Genomic DNA, 22,424 nt, shown 5'->3' on the forward strand with positions numbered 1-22,424 from the left:
GCGGCTAGGCTCAGGACCAATTCTCCTCTCGCTTCGCACGGTCCCAAAGCTCGTTAAGCTCAGCGGTCGATAAGGCAGTGAGCTCTCGGCCGTCCTTGCGGACCAGCTCCTCCATGCGCGACCAGCGGTGACGGAACTTGTCATTGCTCTGCGCAAGGGCTCCCTCAGCGTCGATTCCCTCCATGCGCGCAACGTTTACCAGCGCAAAGAGCAGGTCGCCAAACTCGAGCACACGGCTTTGCGAGCCCTTGGGCTCTCGTTCGAACTCATCGCGCTCCTCGCGCACCTTGTCCCACACACCAGAGACGTCATCCCACTCGAAGCCCGCCTTGGCCGCACGGGCGCTGATCTTCTGGCACTGCATGAGTGCCGGCATCGAACGCGGAACCGAGTCGAGAAGACCCGCCTGGCCCTTCTCGCCGGCGAGCGTGGCGCCGGTCGTTTCGCGTTCGTGGCGCTTCGCATCGTCCCAGATGCGCGCGACGTCCTCAGGGGTGGATGCGTCTGCGTCTCCAAAGACGTGTGGATGGCGGCGCACGAGCTTCTCGTCAATGGCGCGACAGACGTCGTCGATGGTGAAGGAGCCCTCCTCCGATGCCACCTGAGAGTTGAGAACGACCTGGTAGAGCACATCTCCCAGCTCCTCGGCCATGTGAGAGGGGTCACCTGTGCGCAGGGCGTCGGCCGCTTCATAGGCCTCCTCGACCATGTAGTGCACAAGCGACTCGTGTGTCTGCTCGCGGTCCCAGGGGCAGCCGTCCTCCTGGCGAAGCCGCCAGACCGTTCGCACGAGGCGGTCGAACTCACGGTGCGCTCCAGGGGCGCCGGGGCGCGAGAGGCTCTCGGCGTCCACTGCGTCAAGTCCGCTTGCGGCAGACGCAGAGGCCGCAGCCCCCGACGCCGGCCGCAGCACGCCTCCGCCCTCCTCGGCAATGTCCCCGCGCATGGCAGCGGCCAGCGCCTCCGCGACAATTGCCGCGCCCGTGGAGCCCGGGTGCAGGCGTCCGTCGGCAAACATGAAGGGGTTTCTCGGTAGAACCCCCAAGCCGTCGACCACGGTCACGTTGGCATGGCGGCGGCAGGCGCGCTCGATGGAGCGACGCACCCAGGAAAGCGGCTTGCCGCTGGGGATGCCAGCAAGCGTGGCCTCGTCCTCCTCGTCCGCGCGCCAAAGCGGCGTGAGCACGTAGATGGGAGTCTTGGGAAAGAGTTCGCAAAGTCGGTCGAGGTAGGCGGCGACATCGCGGCGCATCTTCTTGCCAGACCCCTTGCGTCCCCAGTCGTTGGTCCCGTACGCCACGGTGATTGCCGCAGGCGGGTCTTTGTGTAGCGCCTTCATGCCAATGAGCGTCCGCGGGTCAAAGACGTATCCGCAGACAGCCTGGTTTACAAGGTCAAGGCCAAGCGCCTCTGCGAGGAGCGCCGGATACGCCAGCGACGGGCAGCCCACAACAAAGCCCTGGGTAATGGAGTCACCGAGGGTGAGGAGGTATCCGCGGCGCCGCGCGGGTGTCGCCGTACCGTTCGTGGCGAGGCGCCCCACGGCAACCGACATGATGAGCGGCAGGTAGATGCGCACTTCGACAGGCGCGTGCCCGGGGTTGTCAAAGTCCACGGAGATGCGACCGTCACGCACCGCAGCGGTATGGACCTGTCCGCCCTCGATGACCACGTCGATACCGTCTACCAGGCCGTCCTCTGCCTGGCCAAGGCTTCCCAGGTGGCTCATGACCGCGTCGTAGAGCGGGTGCGCCGGATCGAGGGCCCCTGTCACGCGGCAGTCAAGGGAGACCGCGTTGCCCGTGGTCACGAGTGCCAGGCACACGCCGGCCGTCGCACGGGCCCTGCGGCCACGGCCAACGGAGTCCAGGTAGCGCAGCTGCTTCTTTGAGAAGCGATAGGGCTCTATCAGGCCGTCGTCCGCATCCCCAACGAGAAGGGCACCCCGCAGGTAGTCTGTGATGTCACCGGGAGCTGGCGTTGTGGCCGGGGTGGCTGCGACCTCCCCTGTGGAGTGCAGAGTCCCTCTCGACCCCATGCGCGCCGCAGCGAGCGCCGTGTGCGCCAGCCTGCCAGACCTGACGAGCCTTGCCCTGTCGTTCTTGCTCAAAGCCATGGGGCCCGCTCCTCTCATCGTGTTCCTGTGGCCAGGTGCCACCAGGGTAGGACACCTGCGCCCTTGTCGGCCCGATTGTGTTGCCGTCCGTCACACATTCGTCAACGATTCTGTGACATCCTGCATGCGTCACACATTCGGTCCCAATCGTGTGACAACCCGCAACACATTCGTCGACGGCCCAGGCCCTGGACCCTAGGGCGCGTCCTACTCGTCGTCCGTCTCGTCCCCGCCACCAATCTCTTCCAGCACGCCAAGCGCGGCAGGCATGACCTCCTCCTGCTTCGCGTGGAAGGGGTATGCCAGCTTGTGCGTCTTGGGGTAGACGAGAGCCCCGCGCTCCTTGAGCTTGAGCGCCTCCGTGCGAGGCACGTCAATCCCCTGATAGACGAGACGCCCGTTGGTAAGCGAGACCGACGTGCATCCCAGGCGCTGCGCGCGGATGCGGATGCGCGCGCGATCGAGAAGGTTGCGCCCAGCAAGCGGCAGCGCCCCGTGGCTCTCCTCCAGGTCGTGCTGGAGCGCGTCCACGTCGGCAAGCTCGGTTGCAGCCGCAAGCCTGCGATAGGCGAGCACGCGCTGGTCGACTTCGGGCATGTACTCCTCCGCAAGGTAGAAGTCTGCCGAGAGGTTAATGGTGACTTCGGGCACCTCCACCTCGGCCGTCTCGCCGCGCGCCTCTGCCACGGCCTCGCCAAGCATCTGGGTGAAGAGGTCAAAGCCCACGCTTGAGAGGTTGCCGTGCTGCTCGGCGCCCATGAGCGAACCGGCACCGCGAATCTCGAGGTCGCGCATGGCTATGCGCATGCCGCTGCCCAGGTCCTGGTACTCGTTGATGGCCGTGAGGCGGTCGGTGGCCTCGGGCGTGAGCGGTGCCGTCGAGGGGAACATGAAGTACGCGTACGCCTGCGTGCGGCCACGGCCCACGCGCCCCTTGAGCTGGTAGAGCTGCGCCAGGCCCAGGCGCTGCGAGTCCTCGATGACCAGCGTGTTGGTGCGCGGGTTGTCAAGGCCGCTCTCGATGATCGTCGTGGCCACCAGCACGTCGATTTCGTGCTCCTGGAAGCGCAGCATCACGTCCTCGACCTCGCGGGCACTCATCTTGCCGTGCGCCACGCCCACGCGGGCCTCGGGCGCGGCCTCCATCACGCGGTCCACGGCGTCGTCGATGGTCGTCACGCGGTTGCTCACGTAGTAGACCTGCCCCTTGCGCTCGAGCTCGTTGCGAATGGCAGCCGAGACCAGGTCTGGGTCCCACTCCCCCACGTGCACCCTTACCGGCAGGCGCCCCGGCGGTGGCGTCATGATGAGGCTCATGTCGCGCACGCCGCTCATGGCCATCTGCATGGTGCGCGGGATGGGTGTGGCCGAGAGCGTGAGCACATCTACCTGCTCGCGCATGTTCTTGAGCTGCTCCTTGTGCTGCACGCCAAAGCGCTGCTCCTCGTCGATGATAACGAGGCCCAGGTCATGGGGGTTAACATCTGCAGAGAGGAGCCGGTGCGTGCCAATGAGCACATCCACCGTACCTACCGCAAAGCCCTCGAGCGCCTGGCGCTGCTGCGCCGGAGTCACAAAGCGCGAGAGTACGCGAACGTCCAGTTCAAAGGGCGAGAAGCGCGCAAAGAACGTCTCGAAGTGCTGCTCGGCCAGAATCGTCGTGGGGCACAGCACCATGACTTGCTTGCCGTCCTGGCAGCACTTGAACGCCGCACGAAGGGCAACCTCCGTCTTGCCAAAGCCCACGTCGCCGCAGAGCAGGCGGTCCATGGGCTTTCTCGCCTCCATGTCGGCCTTGATGTCGGCCACGGCAGAGGCCTGGTCGGGCGTGGGGTCATAGGGGAAGCTTGACTCCATGTCCTGTTGGGCCGACGTGTCGGGCGAGAACGCATAGCCCATCACCGAGGCGCGGCGGGTATAGAGGTCAACCAGGTCAAATGCAAGCTTCTTGGCCGAGCGCCTGGCTTTGCCCGTGGCGCGCGACCAGTCCGCCGTGTTGAGGCGCGTGAGGCGTGGGCTCGACCCGTCGGGACCCACGTAGCGCGTGATGCGGTCCACCTGCTCGAGCGGCACGTAGAGCTTGTCGCCGCCAGCATACTCCAGAAGGAAGTAGTCGCGCATGCGACCGGCGACCTCTTGGCGCACGATCTGCGAGAAGAGCGCAATGCCGTGCGTGGCATGGACCACGTAGTCACCAGGCTTGAACGGGAACGTCACGCTCGTGGGGTCCACGCGCTTCGCACGGCGACGGTTGCGGGCCGTGCGCGGCGTGAGGTCAGAGATCGAGAGCACGCCCAGGTGCGCCGAGGGCATCACAATGCCTGCGGGCACCGGCGCGTCGGTGAAGATCACGGAGCCGCGCCGCAGCGGCTTTGCGGTATCGTTGGCATCCGGCGAGGTCACGGGGATGGCATTCTCGCCCGCCGACCCCAAAGATTCCGCAAAGGGGATGTGCTCGTCGTTCAAGCGCAGCTCAAGCGATTCTCGGGCGCCGCGGTCCGGAGCGGCAAAGACCACGCTGGCATTGTCGTTCACCAGCTGGCGCACCACCGATATAAGCTTGCTGTCGGCACCAGCCACGTCGGGCTGGCGCACCTTGAGCTCCGCCGTCACCGATCCGCCCACGCGCAGGATCGACGAGAGGGACAGGCGCTGCTGGCGACCAAAGTCCATCTCGCGCGGGCTGGTGTAGAGGCCGTCGGTTGGGACGTGCGCCGACGACGCCGAGGCAGCAATGTCTTCTGTGGCGCGCTGGCAGTCGTCGAAGAGCGCACGGGGCTCCGAGAGAATGATCAGGGCGTCCTTGGAGATGTGCTCGATGGGGCTGGCTGTGCCGCCATAGAGCATCGGCAGGTACTTCTCGAGTGACGGCTGGACAGAGCGCGCCTGGATGGCCTCGAGGTCTGCCGCAACCCTGCCGTTGTCGTGCGCACGGTTGTAGAGGGCCTTCTCGGCCCTGGTGACGGTCTCGTTGGTAAGGGCCATCTCGCGGCAGGGAACCACCTCGACCGAGTCCAGCTCGCCGATGGTCTGGCCCGTCGAGGGCACCATGCGGCGCACGCGGTCAATCTCGTCGCCAAAGAACTCGATGCGCACCGGAGACGTTGCCTGCGCGGGAAACACGTCGACGGCGTCTCCGTGCACATGGAAGGTGCCCGGCGCTGCCACATCCTCGGCGCCGCCCACGTCCGCATAGCCCATGCCCACCAGCAGCGGAGCCACGTCCTCAAAGGGCACTTCGTCACCCACCGAGAAAAAGCTCGAGGCAAAGTAGCCCGAGCCCACAGGTGGGACGCGACGGAGAAGCGTCGGCGCCGAGGCCACAACCACACAGCTCTCGCCTGCGGCCAGGCGGGCAATCGAGCGGCAGCGTGTGCCAATGACGGCGTCGTCGGGGGCGGTGTCGGCCCAGGGGTAGTCACGCCGCATGGGGTAGCGCGCCACAACGTCTTGCCCCAGCCACGCGGCAAGGGCGCGGGCGGCGCGGGAGGCGGCTTCCTCGCCGGAAACAACTACCAGGCAGGGGCGAGGGTTGTGCGCCCACAAAGCTGCAATCACAAGGGGGCGGGCGCTCTGGCCCACGGCGAGCGAGGCGTCCCTGCCGGCACGAAGCTCATGGAGAAGCGGCGTGAGCTCCGGCGCGGAGAGAAGCTGACGAGAGACGCGGTTGATGAACATACGGGGAGGCTCCTTGGGTGAGCGGCGTGGTCATGAAAAAACTGCCCGCGCATGGTTGCGCGCGGGCGGTGCCTGACGGTTCTTCTTCGCGATTGTAGCAGGCAGGAGCCGCTGAACCCAGCGCCACACCACGTCCGCACAGCTTTGGGCGCAGGCGGAAGGCGAGCACTCCAAAACTGCGACTCAATCACAGCCCCAGCGACTCGCCACCCCGCTGGGATAAAGTCACCAGCAGCCGTGACGTCTCTCCTCGAGGCCATCGTCCACGACGCGATGCACAAAACTGCCCTAGCGCTGGGAAATCGGAGCGCCCATGCACAAAAACGGTCTATCGCGGGGTCTTTTGGTGACCATAGGATCAACTATTGAATTATAGTTCCATTAAACTGCATACATTGTCATCAAAATGCACTATTATGCATAATATAGTTGTACCTTTGATGTTGGTGCTGCAAAGTGCCCCGCGCTAGACCGTTTTTGTGCACGCGAGACGGAAATTCCCAGCGCTAGGGCAGTTTTGTGCATCGACTGGTCCGGTGCCCCGACAGAAACACGTGGCAGATTGCCGCGAGGGGTGCGGGGCGCCATGGCGGCTCAGGGCGCAACGAATTCCAAGCCGCTGTTCGAGCTCACTAGGCAGCAAGCCTGTGGCTCTCCGAGAGGATACAACTGAGCTGCGGCCTTTCCTGAAGCACGAACGCCGCCTGCCCCGCGCCTACGCCGAGGCCCCTTTCCCGCGGGAGAGAAGCGGTCTCACGTCCGTAGCAGCGGCTATCGCACCCAAGATGATCGCGGTAGCGCACACAACCCCACGCACGTCGGGCATGGTGCCCAAGAGCAGCATCGAGAACGGGATAGCCCACGCGGAGTACGTGATGTTGAGCGCCATGGCCCTCGAAGCGCCAATCGTTGCGATCGCCTTGTAGTAGAGCAGGTAGGACACCGTGCCCGAGAGCGCGGCAAGCGCGATGGTGGGCATGGAGCTTGAGGAAAGAACCTCAATCGCGCTGGGCCAGCCGCCCAGGAGCGGCAAAATGACGAGCGCATACGCGATGGCCGAGGTGGTCTGCCTGATCTGCATGGCACACTCGTCGTCCACGCTCGCGTTGCGCAGGCCCCAGTCGATCACCACGGCCTCGGTGCCCCAGCCAAGCACGCACACAAGTGCGCCGACAATGCCCGTGGTCCAGCTTCCGGGCACCCCGTCAACAGGCGTCCAACCCAGAACCGCCACGGCAGCCAGGCACACGGCAAGGCCCACCCACTGGTAGGGGCGCATGCGCTCCTTGAGCACAAGCGCGGCGAGCGCCGCGCCGTACGCCGGGAAGAATGCCGAGATGGCAGCTGTATACGCAGGACCAATGTTGTTGATGGCAAGCACGTACCCCGTCATGCCCACAGGGCCGCCGATGAGGGCCGCGACCACAATGACCAACCCCGCCTTGCTCCGCAGGGTCTTCCAGGTCTCGCCGAGCTTATGACGCAGGCCCATATAGCCAAACGCAAAGACTGCAGAGCAGGCATCGTGCAGGAAGGTGCTGGTAAACGCTGCGAGCGCAATTCCCTGGGGCGACGAGAAAAACGCTGGGCCGGCAAGTGCCATGCCAAGAATCACCGTGTCGAGCGCCCAGGTGAGCGCTGCTCCAAACCCATAGGGCATGTGTTCCCCTCTCGGATAGTCTTCGTCAACGATTGTCTGCGGCAATGCCGTCACTTGCGCGACGGGCAGCGCCGCGCCCCGCCTTCGAGGCGTCATCCCTCTCGTACCAAGAGAGAACCTCGTCTATATAGGTCGTGGCGTAGCTCTTGTAGATGTCGAGCCACTCACCCACACCAGCGCCCTCGGCATCCTTCTCGAGCGCCCACACGTACCAGCACCAGCCGCCCAGCACCACGCGGGCCCAGAAGTGGCGACGCTCCCCAAAGGTTGCCGGGCGTCCAAAGTAGGCGTCGATAGCAGCGTTGGCCTGCGCTTCATCGTACTGAGAGCAGATGATGAACGTAGCCGTGTCGTTGCCCGGGTCGCCCATGCCGGCAAACTCCCAGTCGATTACGTTCATGGAGCCGTCCTTGCCGATGAGGAAGTTAAGCGGCAGGTAGTCGTTGTGGCAGAAGCACGTGGGGAAGCCCTCGTCCGCCGAGGAGAGCGCGTTTAGGCGAACGATCTTCTCGCGAAGCCCGTGGTAGCCGGGGATGGCAATGGGACCATGCTCGAGAAGCAGACGCTCATAGCCCAAGCCGTCGGCAAAGAAGTCGAAGCTGGTGTCGATGCTGGCACCGGACTCGTGGATCTGCCTTGCAAGCGCCATGGCGCGCGCGACCTCGTCGGGATTGAAGGGGTCCACGCTCCTTGCGTCCGCGACAAAATGCGAGAGCTTCCAGCCGCGCTCCGGGTCCTCGCAGATGAAGGTGCGGTCAATGCCAAGGTTGCGGGCCACGGTGTCCGCATCCGTCTCGGCCTTGCGATTGATGAACTTCTCGGTGCCTCGGCCGGGCCGGCGGTAGATGTACTCCCGCTTGCCAACGGAGAAGTGGAAGCTCTGGTTGGTAAGCCCTTTGGTCACGGGATAGAAGTCGTGCAGGTCCGAGCGATCACAGCCCAGGGCAAGCGCCACATCGTCGAGCGGCTGACACGTGACGGTATCCAAGAACTCGGGATCGAAGGCGGCAAGCTCGTCGAGCGAGTCGAACTCCTGAACCATGCCCTCGGGGTAGTGGCGAATCTCCATGTCGAGCTCATCGAGGTGGCTGGCAAAGATTGCCTCCCACAGGTCCCCCGCGTGCGCCTTGCCATACGGCGGATCCGACACGACCTTACCAAGGATGTCCACAAACGCGGCCGAGAAGGCTTGGTCGAAGTACACGTGGCCGAGCATGACCCAAGCGTCGGACCCACCCACGTCTACCGAGACGATCCTTCCGTCCTCGTTGGTGCCCAGGCACCACTCGTCCGTGGGACCATCGACGTACACCGCAGCGTAGTAGGCCTTGTAGACGTAGGGCTCAAAGGGGTTCTGCATGAAGTAGTCGTCCGAGGAGCACACGTAGGTGTTGCTCAGCTGGCTGCGGACAAGCCACAGCGTCCAGTTGTTGTTTCGTTCGGCATAGAGGTCGTTCGTGACCAGGCGAACGCCGAACTTGCCCTCGAGGTAGGAAAACTCCCCCGCCCGGTAGCCCACGACAACGGTGATGTTGGTAATACCGGCCTCGTGGAGCTGGCGAATCTGGCGCTCGATGAGAACCTCGCCGCGCACGCTTGTGAGCCCCTTGGGACGCTCGTACGAGACGGGCACGAAGCGGGACGAGAGGCCCGCTGCCATGATGATTGCGTTGTCCACGCGGTATGGCTCGAGCGCCATGCGGCCGAGGTCCGTAAGGCCATTGTCCATGACAAGCCCCGAGGTGCGAAGGCCAGCGAACTCCGAGGGCTCCGCCCTGTCGCCATCCCCCCTGGTGGCCAGAGAACTCAAGACATCGAACTCTTTGCGCGTGAGTGCCATGGTCGAATCCTTCTGACTAAGGTAAGGTTCAGGTAAAAGATGACGACTATCATAACTGAACGCCAACAGGGAGCTTAAGAAAATATTCAATTAGATTGAGTTTGTCATAACCGCGAGCTGGGCAGCTGGTTCTGCCGCCTGGGGGCCCGGCGGACACGCGACCACCAGGCCCCCAGGCCACGCAAGCATGGCGCTTACCTCTCGACGGCCCTTCCCGAGCCGTCCGCAAGCTCATTCAGCCATTCGGTTGCGGCACGCACGTCGCTCTCGGTGGCCCTCCACGTCCAGTTGCCCTCGGCCACGCCAGGCACGTTCATGCGCGCGTCATCGCCTAGGAGCAGCACGTCCTGCAGCGGCATAATCACCACATCGTTCTCCACGCCAACAGTACGACGCTCGATGTCACGCGCAAGCTCGGCAGCCTTCTCTTCATCGCCGCCTGCGAAGCTTCGGGCGCACCAGCCAACGAGCGTCTCGGTGTCGTGCGTGCCCGTGTAGACCACAGTCCCCTTGCCGGGCGTGAACTCCTTGCGAACGTCCTGGTCGGCAAACTGCACAATGCTCATGCCGGGCACGCCCGTCTCGGCGATAAGCGCACGCACCGCCGGCGTGACGTTGCCCAGGTCCTCGGCAATCAGTGGCAGGCCGCCGAAGAGCCTGTTTGCGGCACGGAAGAGGTTTGCCCCTGGCCCGAAGGCATACGAACCCTCGGTTGCCGGCTTGCCCGCCTCGATCGCATAGTACGAGGAGAACCCAATGAAGTGATCCAGCCGCACGTAGTCATAGAGCTTGAAGGCTCGGTCAAGCCTGCGGAGCCACCAATCGTAGCCATCAGAGCGCAGGGCATCCCAGTCGTAGGTGGGGTTGCCCCAGAGCTGGCCCTCGGTGGAAAGCTGGTCGGGCGGAGCGCCGGCCTGCATCGCGGCACGTCCGTCCGCGTCGATGTCAAAGATGTCGGGCTCGCTCCACACGTCGGCAGAGTCCTGCGAGACGTACATGGGCATATCGCCCACGATGCGCACGCCTCGCTCGGCGGCATACGCCCGAAGCTCGTTCCACTCGCGCTGAAACTCAAACTGCAGCTTGCACGTAATCTCGATGCCCACGGCAAGTTCGGGGTCATCTGCCAGGTGCGGAGAATACCCGCGATACTGCTCTGGCCACAGCTGCCACGGCGCACCGTCGAACTTGTCCTTGAGCGCGCAGAAGGTAGCATAGGGGGTGAGCCAGTAGTCGTTGTCATCGCAGAACTCCACAAAGCGACCGTCGCCAAAGAGCGCGTCATCGGCAAGGACCTCCTCGGGATTACGCTCGAGAAGGGCGATGTTGCCCGCAAAGGCAGCCAGGCCCGCGTAGGGCGAGCCGTACTCGTCGGTGGGGTTCACCGGAAGCACCTGCCAGTAGCGCTGGCCGCAGCTGGCAAGCCAATCGACGAAGCGCCTGGCGGGTGCCCCCAACGTTCCCGGCTTGCCGTCGTTGGGAATCGAGGTCACATGGCACAGCACGCCCATGCCGCGCTCAAGAGGCTTCTGCAGGCGCTCGTGCCTGTGGAAGTGGAGCACCGCCGTCCCCAGTGGCCAAAGGAAGACCTCGGCCTGGCCCTGAGAGACCTTGGGATCTTGGCCGGAGATGACGTCGGAGACCTCCATGCCGCTTTCGATGGGCACGCGTACGGTACGAGAGACATGCAGGCTCGCATTGACAAGCACGCAGACGCAGTCGCTCTTGATGCGGCTCCTGCGCCAAAAGCCAAACACGTCATCGCCAACGGAAAACGGGTTAAACCTGCCGTCCACCAGCACGTCAAGCGTCTTGCGCACGGCAATGGCATTGCGGTAGATGTCGAAGCAGTCCTTGTCGCCGCCGTCCCACGGATACGTCGCGCGGTTGTGGGGGTCGCGGAACCCCTCCATGCCACACTCGTCTCCGTAGTAGATGCAAGGGACGCCAGGCAGGGTCATCTGCAGCAGCGTAATGGCCCAGAGGCGACTCTTGGCAAGGTTTCGCTGACCGGGGTCCAGCCTATAGGACGCACACTCCGACTCGGAGAGCGCATCGGGGTTGGGAGCACCGCCGAGCATCGTGAACAGACGCGCACGGTCATGGCTTCCCAGCAGGTTCAGCTCGCTGTAGAGCGCTTGGCCTGGGTAGTTCTCGCCCAGCTGTTCCAAACGCCGCGTGAGTTCCTGCGCGCCAATCTCGTTGCGCATGAAGGCGAGAAGCCCCTTGCGCAGCGGGTAGTTCATCGTGCCGTCAAGCTCAGAGCCCTCAAAATACTGGCGAAGCGTCCCGTAGGCCGTCTTGTTGCTGGCGTCCTCCCACACCTCTCCGATGAGAAGGCCGTCGGGCTTCTCGGCGAGCACCGCATGCTTGATGTCGGCGATAAACGAGTCCGGCAGCTCATCGGCCACGTCCAGGCGCCAACCGCGCGCGCCGTCGCGCAGCCAGCGGCGCACTACGCCCTCGCGGCCGCAAATGAACGCATGGTAGGAGGGATCGTTCTCGTTGATGGTCGGCAGGTCGTCCACGCCCCACCAGCTGTCGTACGTCCCGTCGTCGCGGAAGGTGTACCACAAGCGGTAGACAGAGTCCACGTCCTGATAGGCGCCCACAGAATCCGGGTAGTTGCCATACTTATTGAAGTAGCGAGAATCGCATCCGGTGTGGTTGAACACGCCGTCCAGGATCACCGAGATACCCATCTCCTCGGCATCCACGCACAGGCGGCGGAAGCTCTCCTCGTTCCCCAGCATGGGATCGATCGCCATGTAGTCACCGGTGTCGTAGCGGTGGTTGCTCGCCGCCTCGAAGATGGGGTTGAGGTAGATGACCGTCACGCCAAGGTCCTTGAGGTAGCGCAGCTTCTCGCGGACGCCCTCAAGCGTGCCGCCATAGAAGTCCCAATGCTTGATGCGGCCGTTCTCGTCCTTGTCGTAGCTGGGCGGGGTTGACCAATCGTCAACCAGCGTGCGGCCGGGACCCGCGATGTGCGGGCGCTCCATGGCCACATCGACCCTGTGCCGCCAGTCCTTTCCGCGGAAAAAGCGATCGGGGAAGACCTGGTAGACAATGCCGCCGCGATACCAGTTGGGCTGGATGGCGCGCTGCTTGTAGACCGTGATCTGGAACGACGGCGGGTCTCCGTAGGCAAACGCGCCCTCGCCGGTGGTCCAGCCGGGTTGTGCGCCGTAGCGCCATACGGCACCATCCGACGCCTCGATGTCGAAGCTGTACCAGATGACGCCGGTACGCTCCGGCGTGAAGGTGACCGAGAAGTGCGTTACGCTGCCGCGCCTCTCGCCATGCATCTCGAACAAGCGCTCGCCAATGCCATCGGCCCAGGTGCGAAGCGTGCAGAACACGACTTCGTCATCCCAGACGTCAATGCCTACAGTAACGGCGCCGCCCAACCGGACGGCGCCAAAGGGATATCGGTACTCCCTGTCGGAAGTTACGTGACGCGCCTTCAAGCCTTACCTGTCTCTTCTCTTGTTGTACCTAATGACCTCTGGATGAAGTCCGTGGTAGATGTCCATGTAGTCGTTCGCGGCACGGCGCCAGCTGAAGTCTGTCGCCATGGCCTGAAGCATGAGCTTAGTCCAGAGCTCGGGATTCGTCCAGAAGATTTCGCAGGCCCCTAGGAGCGTGTCGGACATCTCGTCCGCGTTCATGTTGGAGAAGCGGAAGCCTGTGCCCTCACCGGTGAACTTGTTGTACGGGGCCACCGAGTCGCGCAGGCCGCCCGTCTCGCGCACGAGCGGAAGCGTGCCATAGCGCATGGCAATCATCTGGGAGAGGCCGCAGGGCTCAAACTCGGACGGCATAAGCAGGATGTCACCGCCTGCGTACATGCGGTGCGAGAGCGCGTTGTCAAAGGCAATGCGTGCGCACATCATGTCGCTATACTTCTGGTCGAAGTAACGGAACGCCTCCTCCTGGTCCGCGTCACCGGTGCCAAGGATGGCCACCTGGACGCCGCGCTTCATGATGCCATCCATGGCATAGCGGACAAGGCCCAGGCCCTTCTGGTTGGTGAGGCGACCGATCATCACCACAAGCGGACGCGTGGGGTCTTGCCGAAGGCCAAGCTCCTCCTGGAGGGCGCGCTTGCACTCGGCCTTGTTGGCAAGGTCTTCGGCAGAGTAATTCGCCGTGATCATGCCATCGGTCTTGGGACTCCAGATGTTGGTGTCAATCCCGTTGAGGATGCCCGTGAGGATGCCGGAACGCCTGCGGAAGATGGGGTCAAGCCCCTCCCCGTAGAACGGCATCTGCAGCTCGTAGGCATAGCTCGGGCTCACGGTGGTGAGGGCGTCCGCGTAGCACAGGCCGCCCTTCATAAAGTTGATCGAGTCCCTGTCGCAGTAGAGCTGGTCACGTGCCGCGGGAACGTCGGCAAGGCCGAGCACGTCGGAGAGCATGTCGTCGCCGTACTGACCTTGGAACTTGATGTTGTGGACCGTCATCACCGTCTTCACGTCGCTGCACTGCGGAGCGCCGCGATAGAACTCGCGGAGAAAGACGGGGCAGAGCGCCGTCTGCCAGTCGTTGCAGTGCAAGACGTCACACGCAAGCTCGGGGACCTTGACGATGGCCTCGCAGATGGCCTTTGCGAAGAACGCAAAGCGCTCGCCATCATCGAAGTAACCGTAGAGGCTATCGCGCTTGAAGTACGCCTCGTTGTCCACGAAGTAGAAGTCGAGCCCCTGCAGCTCGAGCTTCTCGATGCCGCAGTAGACGTTCCTCCAGGCTAGGGGCACATAGAAGTCCGCAACGTGCTTCATGCGGCCCTTGTACTCCTGGGGGATCGTTCCGTACTTGGGCATAATCACTGCCGCCTTGGCACCAGCGTGCTTGAGCGCGCGCGGGAGGGAGCCCGCCACGTCGCCCAAGCCGCCGGTCTTGGCGAACGGCACCGCCTCTGAGGATGCGAAGAGAACCCTCAGCTTCCTGCGGTGTGCGCTTGTTGGCATGGTCTCCACCTTTACTCGCGACCCTTTTCCTTGACGAGCACGTCCTCAGGGGTGCCACGAAGCTCGGTGCCCGCTGGGACGAGGTTGTTCCTGTCGACAATCGCGTTCTCGACGCGAGCGCCGCTCTTGATGACACAGTCCTGCATCACCACGGAGCCGCGAATGGTGGCGCCGCTCTCAACGATCACGTTGCGGCCCAGGACAGAATCGCCCACGCTGCCGAAGATGCGGCAGCCGGCCGAGACGAGCGAGTTGGTGACGTGGGAGCCAACCTCGAACCTTGCGGGAGAGGTATCGTGCGCCTTGGTCTTGATGAAGCGACCCTCGGGGAAGAGTTCGGCGTTGATGCGCGGGTCAAGGGCGTCCATGTTGGAGCGGTAGTAGCTCTTCTTGTTGAACACCGCAGCGGCATAGCCGTCAAAGTTGTACGCCTGGACGTTCACGCGACCATAGTCGTTGGCCATGGCCTCAAACAGGTCGAGGTAATCGGTGGCAGCGTACCAGTCGAACATGTCGAGCAGGAGCTGACGGCTGATGAGGAAGCAGTCGAGGAAAGCGGTATCGCCAAAGGAAACGCCGTGCTTCACGCCTGTGACGCGAGAGCCGTCAAGGCCAAAGCCGGTGACGTCGGCGTCGTTGCCGCTGGCCTGCTTCACGAGCACGGTGATGTCGGCACCAGAGGCCACATGGGCGTCGTACAGCCCGTCGAGGTCGATATTGTACACGAAGTTGGCGGTCGAGAAGACCACATAGTCGGACTTCGACCTCGTGAAGAAGACCTTGTTGTGGACAAGGTCGCGCAGCAGGAAGCGCGCACCCGTGCGTGAGGTGCCAAAGGCAGAGCCAGGCAGAATGAAGAGGCCGCCGTTCTTGCGGTCAAGCCCCCAGTCCTTGCCGGACCCAACGTGGTCGATAAGCGAGCGGTAGTTGTACGGCATGACTATGCCCACCGTACGCAGGCCAGCGTTGACCATGTTAGACAGGGGGAAGTCGACCAGACGATAGCGGCCAAGGAACGGCATGGACGAGACCGGACGGCTCTCGACGAGTGCGCTCGGAGACTTGGCCGAGTAGTTGCACGTAATGAGACCTATGACCTTATCCATTGCTTACTCCCCCTTCCCGACAACGACGTCATTCCCAATGACGGCCGTGTCCTTCGTAGAGTCGACGCTACCAAGGTCCACGTTCTCCTCGACGACAGAGTTCTCGCCCAGGATCGCGCGGACGACGTGCGCACCGTTCTTCACGACAGCACCGGGGAGCAGGACGGAGTCGGCAACCGTGGCATGCTCGCCAACGTAAGCGTCAACCGAGAGAATCGAGTGCTTGGCCTTACCGAATACCTGCACGCCATTGGCAACCAGACAGTCATCGACGTCACCGTCGCACCCAACATACGCAGGCGGCCTCGTGGAGGCGTTGCTCATGATGGGGAAGTCCTGGCTGTAGAGATCGAATGCGGGGTTGGGCCCGAGAAGGTCCATGCTCGTCTCGTGGTAGCTCGAGATGGTACCCACGTCGCGCCAGAAGCCGTTGAACTCGTAGGTATACAGACGCTTGCCGTCTGCCAGGAGCTTGGGGATGATGTCCTTTCCGAAATCGTGCTCGGAGGTCTGGTCGATAGCATCCTCCTTGAGCGAACTCACGAGAAGGTCGGTGTTGAAGATGTAGATGCCCATCGAGGCGAGGTTGGAATCGGGCTTTTTGGGCTTCTCGGTGAACTTGACGATGCGCTCGTCCTCGTCCTGGGTGATGATGCCAAAGCGCGAGGCCTCCTCCCAAGGCACGGGCATAACCGCGATGGTGAGGTCGGCGTTGTGGCGCTTGTGGTTCTCGAGCATCTTGCCGTAATCCATGCGGTAGAGCTGGTCACCAGAGAGGATAAGCACGTAATCTGGGTCGTTCTGCTCGATGTAGCCAAGGTTCTGCGTCACGGCGTCTGCCGTGCCCTCATACCAGGCGCCGCCGGTCTGGGTGGCGTATGGCGGGAGGATGGAGACCCCACCGTCACGCTCGTCGAGGTTCCAGGCCTCGCCGGTACCAATGTAGGAGTGCAGGAGATACGGACGGTACTGCGTGAGCACACCCACCGTTGTGACGCCCGAGTTCGCGCAGTTGGAGAGCGCGAAGTCGATGATGCGGAACTTGCCCCCGAACGAGACTGCAGGCTTTGCCACGTTACTGGTAAGCGCACCGAGCCTGCTGCCCTGCCCACCGGCAAGAAGCATCGCTATGCATTCCTTCTTGCTCATAAGGTCCCCCATTTCCTTCTGTCGTCCCAACACATGCCTCGTACCTTCAACCCGCAGGACCGCGGGGTGATTCCTACGCCTTAATATGCCAGATATCCGCCATGTACTCGCGAATAGTTCGGTCACTAGAGAAGTATCCCGCCTTGGCGGTATTGTGCAGCGCAGCCCGGTTCCATGCGCCGCGGTCTCCGTAGGCGGTTGTGAGCTCGTCCCAAGCGTCAACATAGGAGCGGAAGTCGCGCAGAACGAGGTCCGGATCGTTGCTCGCCATGAGGTAGTCGTGGATGCTCTCGAAGTTGCCCGAGAGGTGTGCAAGGGAGCCATCGGAGAGCATATCCACCACGCGACCAAGGCGCTCGCGGTCGGCGTTGTACTGGTCCCATGCAAAGTAGCAGCCAGAGGTGCGCAGGGCTTCGACCTCCTCGGTGCGCAGACCAAAAATCTTGATGTTGTCATCACCCACGAGCTTGGCGATCTCGACGTTGGCGCCATCGTAGGTGCCAAGGGTGATGGCTGCGTTCATCATGAGTTTCATGTTCGAGGTGCCAGACGCCTCAGTGCCAGCAGTCGAGATCTGCTCAGAGATCTCGGCGGCAGGGTAGATGAGCTGGGCACTCGACACGGCAAAGTTGGGGACAAAGGCGACCCTGATCTTGTCGTTCGTGCGGGCGTCGTTGTTCACCACGTCGGCGACCGAGTTGATGAGGCGGATAACCTCCTTGGCAAAGGTGTAGCTCTGGGCTGCCTTGCCCGAGAAGATGAACGCCGTGGGGCGCGGGTCGAAGTGCGGGTCGGCCAGGACGCGGTTGTAGATGTCCAGGATCTTGAACACGTTGAGAAGCTGGCGCTTGTAGGCATGGAAGCGCTTCACCTGCACATCGAAGACCATGGAACAGTCAAGCTCGACGCCGGAGGTCTCGCGAATATAGGCCGCAAGGCGCTCCTTGTCGGTGCGCTTTGCCTTCTCCATCTCGTCCAGGAAGCCCGCATCACCCTCGAGGGCCGTGAGCTTCTCGAGCTCGCAGGCATCGTCCAGCCAGCCCTTGCCAATGGCACCGGAGATGAGACCGGCGTAGGAGGGGTTTGCCTCCGTGAGGAAGCGACGGTGAGAGACGCCGTTGGTCTTGTTGTTGAACATCTCGGGGTACAGGCGGTAGAAGTCCTTGAGCACGCCCTCTTCGAGGATGCCCGTGTGGAGCGCGGAGACGCCATTCACCGAATGGCTGAAGATGATGGAGAGGTTCGCCATACGGACCTGGCCGTCCCACAGGATGGCCGTGCTCTTGAGCATCTCGCCCCAGTCGGGGGAAGTGTGGGGGAAGTTCTCGCGGTAGCGGCGGTCAATCTCCTCGATGAACATGTACAGACGCGGCATGAGGGCACGGAAGGTGTTGATGGGCCACTTCTCCAGTGCCTCGGGCATGACCGTGTGGTTGGTGTAGGAGATGGTCGCCTTGGCGATCTTGAATGCCAGGCCGAAGTCCACGCCGCACCCGTCAACCAGCAGGCGCATGAGTTCGGGGCCGCACATTGCAGGGTGCGTGTCGTTGGTGTGGATGGCCACGTGGTCGGCAAGGTGCTCCCAGTCGGGGCCAAAGTCGCGCTCGTAGGTGGCGAGGATGGTCTGGAGGCCTGCGGAGACAAACAGGTACTCCTGCTTGAGGCGCAGAATCTTGCCGTGCTCGCCGGAGTCATTGGGGTAAAGGATGGTCGAGATGGCCTCGGCGTCGGAGCGGAACTTGTTCGCCTTGGCGTAGTCGCCGGCGTTGAACGCGTCGAGGTCGAAGTTCTCCTCGTAGGGCTCGGCGCTCCAGAGGCGCAGGCGGTTGACCTTCTTGGTGCCGTAGCCAACGATGGGCACGTCGTACGGGACGGCGCGTACCTTTTCGCCGCCCTCCTGGATAAACCAGTAGCGGCCTGTCTCGTCCTCGTGGCGCACGACCTCGCCGCCAAACTGGACGATCACCGTGTTGGAGTCGCGGCGAGACTCCCAAGGGAAGCCGTTCTCAAGCCAGTTGTCGGTCTTCTCGACCTGACGGCCACCCTCAATGACCTGGCGGAAAAGTCCGTATTGGTAGCGCATGCCGTTACCGTAGCCCGCGATGCCCTCATGGGCCATGGAGTCGAGGAAGCACGCGGCGAGACGACCAAGGCCGCCGTTGCCGAGGCCAGGGTCTGCCTCCTGGCGGCAGATGGTCTCGAGGGAGCCTCCCATGTCCTCCACGCCCTTGGCGACGACGTCATGGACGCCAAGGTTGAGCAGGTAGTTGTCAAGCAGGGGCCCCAAAAGGAACTCGAGGGAGAAGTAGTAGACCTTCTTCTCGCCCTTCTCGTGGGTTGCGATGCCAATATTGCGCGACTTCTTGGCGATGAGCGTTGCGAGCACCTGGTAGCGCTCGAGCGCAGTGCAGTCCTCGAACTTCTTGCTGAGGTCTGCCATGCAAGCCTCGCGATACTGCTTCTCGAAATCCGCGGTGTCCCTAAAGATCTTTCCCTGTGCCATGCGACTCCAATGTTATGTCTTGCAGACCGGAACGCCCCGATGAAGATATGGGAACGTTCCCGTCACATTATACGAGCGCTTTCGTCATGTGCACGTTGAATGGTACGCATGACATGACGAAAGCGGTTTTCTTACTTTTTTGTCGTCCCTCCGGAGGACGCGCGGCGCGTTGCGGGCTTCTTGGCGGCAGCCGCCTTGGGGGCAGCGGCCTTGCTTGCGGGCCTCTTGACTGTAGGCTTCTTGGCCGTAGTGGACTTCTCGGCCTTGCTCGCGGGCTTCTTTGTCGCACCGGCAGACGACTTGGCCTTCGTGGTTGTGGTGCGACGCTTCCTCAGAGCGTCGGTACGGCGCAGGACAAGGCCACCGAGGGGAGGAACGCGGACGATGACGGACTGCTTACGGCCGTTCCACACCGTCTCGCTCGTCTCGAGCTTGCCAACGTTGACCACGCCAGAGCCGCCAAACTGCTCGGCATCGGAGTTGAAGACCTCATCGTAGTAGCCTTCCTCGGGCACGCCAAGGCGGAAGCCCTCGCGCGCATTGACATCAAAGTTGATGAGAATGACGAGGTCGTCCTTGGGGTTGTCGCCCTTACGGATGAACGAGATGACCGACTGCTTGGCATTGTCGGCGTCGATCCATTCGAAGCCGCCGCTTGTGTAGGAGCGCTGCCAGAGCGCAGGGTGCGCGTTGTAGAACGCGTTGAGGGCGGCGATGAACTGCTGCTGGTGGCGATGCGTGTCATACTGCTCGGCGAGGAAGTACTGGATTCCCTCGTAGTAGCGCCACTCGATGAACTGGGCGATCTCGTTGCCCATGAAGTTGAGCTTGCCGCCCGCATGCGTCATCTGGTAGAAGGCAAGCACCCTCATGCCAGCGAACTGGCGCCAGTAGTCACCGGGCATGCGCGTGATGAGCGAGCACTTGCCGTTGACCACCTCGTCGTGGCTCAGCGGCAGCAGGAAGTTCTCGTTGAACTGGTACATGGTCGAGAAGGTAAGCAGCCTGTGGTTGCCCGGACGATAGGGGAAGTCGGTCTGCATGTAGTGCAGCGTGTCGTTCATCCAGCCCATGTCCCACTTGAAGTTGAAGCCCAGGCCACCGTCCTCGGGCGGGTAGGTCACGAGCGGCCACGCCGTGGACTCCTCGGCAATCATCGAGACGTCTGGGTAGTACTTGCCCATCGTGGAGTTACACTGGCGGATGAACGCTATGGCGTCGTCATCCTCCTCGGTACCACGCGCGTTGAACTTCTTGAGGCGCGGGTCGTCCACACCAAAGTTGAGGTAGAGCATGGAGGTCACGCCGTCCATACGGATGCCGTCGGCGTGGTACTCGTCCACCCAGTAGAGCAGGTTGGAGATCAGGAAGGTGCGCACCTGTCCGCGCGAGAAGTCAAACTTGTGCGTGCCCCAGTTGGGATGAATCTCGTTCTCGTAGAGCATCTCGCCGTTAAAGGTGGCAAGGCCCTGCTCGTCTGCGCAGAAGCCGCCGGGCACCCAGTCGAGGATGACGCCAATGCCGGCCTTGTGGCAGGCGTCGATGAAGTGCTTGAACTGCTTGGGCTCGCCGTAGCGCGAGGTGGGAGCAAAATAGCTCGTCACCTGGTAGCCCCACGAGCCGTCAAACGGATGCTCCATAACGGGCATGAGCTCGATGTGCGAGTAGCCCATGGTGCGCACGTAGTCGACAAGCTCGACAGAGAGATCGTCATACGAGTAGAACTCACCACGCTGTGCGGGGAACGGGTCGCCAGGGCCAGGGTAGGTGCCATCGGGGCGCGGGTCTCCCTGGGGCTCGTCGCCGTGGCGGCGCCAGGATCCAAGATGCACCTCGTAGATGTTGAGGCGGCTCTTGAGCTTATCGGCCTTGGCACGCTGGGCGAGCCAGGCCTTGTCGCCCCACGCATAGCCATTGATGTCATAGGTGCGCGACGCCGTGCCAGGTACCTTCTCGGCAAGGAACGCGTACGGGTCTGCCTTGTAGAGCCGGGCGCCGGAGTTTGTCTCTATGGCAAACTTGTAGAGGGAGCCCATCTCGGCACCAGGGACGAAGCCCTCCCACACGTCACCGGTCTTGGTCTTGGCAAGCGGGTTGGCCCCCTCGTCCCAATCGTTGAACTCGCCGATTACGTGGACGCTCTTAACCCCAGGTGCCCACACGGCAAAGTGGAAGCCCCCGGTGCCATTCTCGTCGACGGCCTGGTGTGCGCCCAGCTTGTCATAGCTGCGATACCACTCGCCCTTTGCTAGCAGGTAGAGATCGTCGCCGCTCAGGTACAGAGAACTGTCACGAGTCTGCATGCTCGCTCCTTACGCGTCGTTTGTGTCCCCCATGGGGCGTGACGTGCAGCTTATTGGACGCCCACCCCGTTTTCTCCAATTATATTCCATAAACGCAAATCGGCTGAGGTCGCACAAGTGTTGAGCCAATGACTGCGGGAACGGTTCCACATGGGGGTGCGAACGGCGCAATGCGCGGTGCGGGCGGTTATCGGACGGCAGCGGCCGCAGATTCGGGAAAAGCGATGAACTCTGCATCGGGGTGTGGCTCCATACCAGGCCCGTCTCCGCACCCACTACTCGATGTGACCCGTCCTCTCACGCAAAAAGCGATAGACTCCGCACAGCAAGAGTGTCAGAGAAGGGGGTTGGGATGTCCAGGGAGTCAAAGTCGTCCAAGCGCGAGCGCGCCTGCGAGATCTGCCGGCGCATGGGCGAGCTCTATCCCGACGCTGAGAGCGCTCTCTCGTTTAGGGACCCCTTTGAGCTCGTGATTTGCGTGCTTCTCTCGGCGCAGACAACCGACGCCGCTGTGAACCGCGTGACACCCGAGCTCTTCCGCCGCTGGCCAGACCCGCAATCCATGGCAGCCGCAGACCCAGAGGAGGTTGGCGAGGTCATACGCACGATCGGATTCTGGCGTGCAAAGTCGCGTCACTGCGTCGAGGCGGCACAGATGATCGTCTCCGACTTTGGCGGAGAGGTGCCCGGTACCATGGAGGAGCTCTGCCAGCTGCCGGGTGTGGGGAGAAAGACTGCCAACATCGTGCTCAACAAGGCCTTTGGCGTGGTGGACGGCATCGCCGTCGACACCCACGTATACCGTCTGGCCACGCGCTTTGGCCTCACGAGGGCAAAGACGCCGCTTGATGCCGAGAAGGACCTTCTCGACATCATCCCGCGCGAGCTTTGGGGACCGGTCAACGAGGAGTGGATCCACTTTGGGCGAGACGTGTGCACCGCACGCGCCCCCAAGTGCGTGGGATGCCCCATGGCAGACATCTGCCCCAGCGCGGGAAGGCCCGACCGCTACACCAAGCGGAAGCAGTAGCGGGAAGAAGTAACCCTGCGGGGTTGTCAGCGTTGCCATTGTCGATAGGGGCATCGGCACACGACG

At 62.8% G+C, this 22,424-nt stretch carries 11 protein-coding genes; 1 reads left to right on the top strand and 10 read right to left on the bottom strand.

From position 1 onward, the window contains the following. Nucleotides 1–10: 10 nt before the first annotated feature. The 10 genes from mazG to glgB form a co-directional block, all read right to left on the bottom strand. Entirely contained in the window at nucleotides 11–2,116 is a 2,106-nt protein-coding gene (mazG, locus tag E0E00_RS04165; protein ID WP_165443547.1) for a nucleoside triphosphate pyrophosphohydrolase, read from the bottom strand. Nucleotides 2,117–2,323: 207 nt separating this feature from the next. After that, entirely contained in the window at nucleotides 2,324–5,794 is a 3,471-nt protein-coding gene (gene mfd / locus E0E00_RS04170; RefSeq protein WP_130811296.1) for a transcription-repair coupling factor, read from the bottom strand. A gap of 715 nt (nucleotides 5,795–6,509) precedes the next feature. After that, complete coding sequence (locus E0E00_RS04175) at nucleotides 6,510–7,454, bottom strand: DMT family transporter (RefSeq protein ID WP_130811297.1); 945 nt, start codon at nucleotides 7,452–7,454, stop codon at nucleotides 6,510–6,512. 25 nt (nucleotides 7,455–7,479) lie between these two features. Continuing rightward, nucleotides 7,480–9,294 carry a phosphotransferase gene (locus E0E00_RS04180; RefSeq protein WP_130811298.1) on the bottom strand — a complete coding sequence of 605 codons (1,815 nt, stop codon included), beginning with the start codon at nucleotides 9,292–9,294 and terminating at the stop codon, nucleotides 7,480–7,482. A 194-nt stretch (nucleotides 9,295–9,488) separates the two neighbouring features. Next, complete coding sequence (locus tag E0E00_RS04185; protein WP_130811299.1) at nucleotides 9,489–12,764, bottom strand: 4-alpha-glucanotransferase; 3,276 nt, start codon at nucleotides 12,762–12,764, stop codon at nucleotides 9,489–9,491. Nucleotides 12,765–12,767: 3 nt separating this feature from the next. Then, nucleotides 12,768–14,267 (bottom strand): glycogen synthase GlgA, encoded by a 1,500-nt coding sequence (gene glgA, locus E0E00_RS04190; RefSeq protein WP_130811300.1) that lies wholly within the window; start codon nucleotides 14,265–14,267, stop codon nucleotides 12,768–12,770. An 11-nt stretch (nucleotides 14,268–14,278) separates the two neighbouring features. Continuing rightward, a complete protein-coding gene (gene glgD / locus E0E00_RS04195) occupies nucleotides 14,279–15,373 on the bottom strand; it encodes a glucose-1-phosphate adenylyltransferase subunit GlgD (RefSeq protein ID WP_130811301.1) in 1,095 nt (364 codons plus the stop codon). 3 nt (nucleotides 15,374–15,376) lie between these two features. Further along, nucleotides 15,377–16,522: a glucose-1-phosphate adenylyltransferase gene (locus tag E0E00_RS04200; RefSeq protein WP_130811302.1), complete on the bottom strand. Its 1,146-nt coding sequence runs from the start codon at nucleotides 16,520–16,522 to the stop codon at nucleotides 15,377–15,379. A gap of 73 nt (nucleotides 16,523–16,595) precedes the next feature. Then, nucleotides 16,596–19,025 (bottom strand): glycogen/starch/alpha-glucan phosphorylase, encoded by a 2,430-nt coding sequence (locus E0E00_RS04205; protein WP_130811303.1) that lies wholly within the window; start codon nucleotides 19,023–19,025, stop codon nucleotides 16,596–16,598. 131 nt (nucleotides 19,026–19,156) lie between these two features. Continuing rightward, nucleotides 19,157–21,328: a 1,4-alpha-glucan branching protein GlgB gene (glgB, locus tag E0E00_RS04210; protein WP_130811304.1), complete on the bottom strand. Its 2,172-nt coding sequence runs from the start codon at nucleotides 21,326–21,328 to the stop codon at nucleotides 19,157–19,159. A gap of 352 nt (nucleotides 21,329–21,680) precedes the next feature. Between glgB and nth the strand changes: the two genes are divergently transcribed. After that, complete coding sequence (gene nth / locus E0E00_RS04215) at nucleotides 21,681–22,358, top strand: endonuclease III (RefSeq protein ID WP_130811305.1); 678 nt, start codon at nucleotides 21,681–21,683, stop codon at nucleotides 22,356–22,358. Nucleotides 22,359–22,424: the final 66 nt, after the last annotated feature.

This window comes from Olsenella sp. Marseille-P4559, from assembly GCF_900605015.1.
In the GTDB taxonomy this organism is placed as follows: Bacteria; Actinomycetota; Coriobacteriia; order Coriobacteriales; family Atopobiaceae; genus Tractidigestivibacter.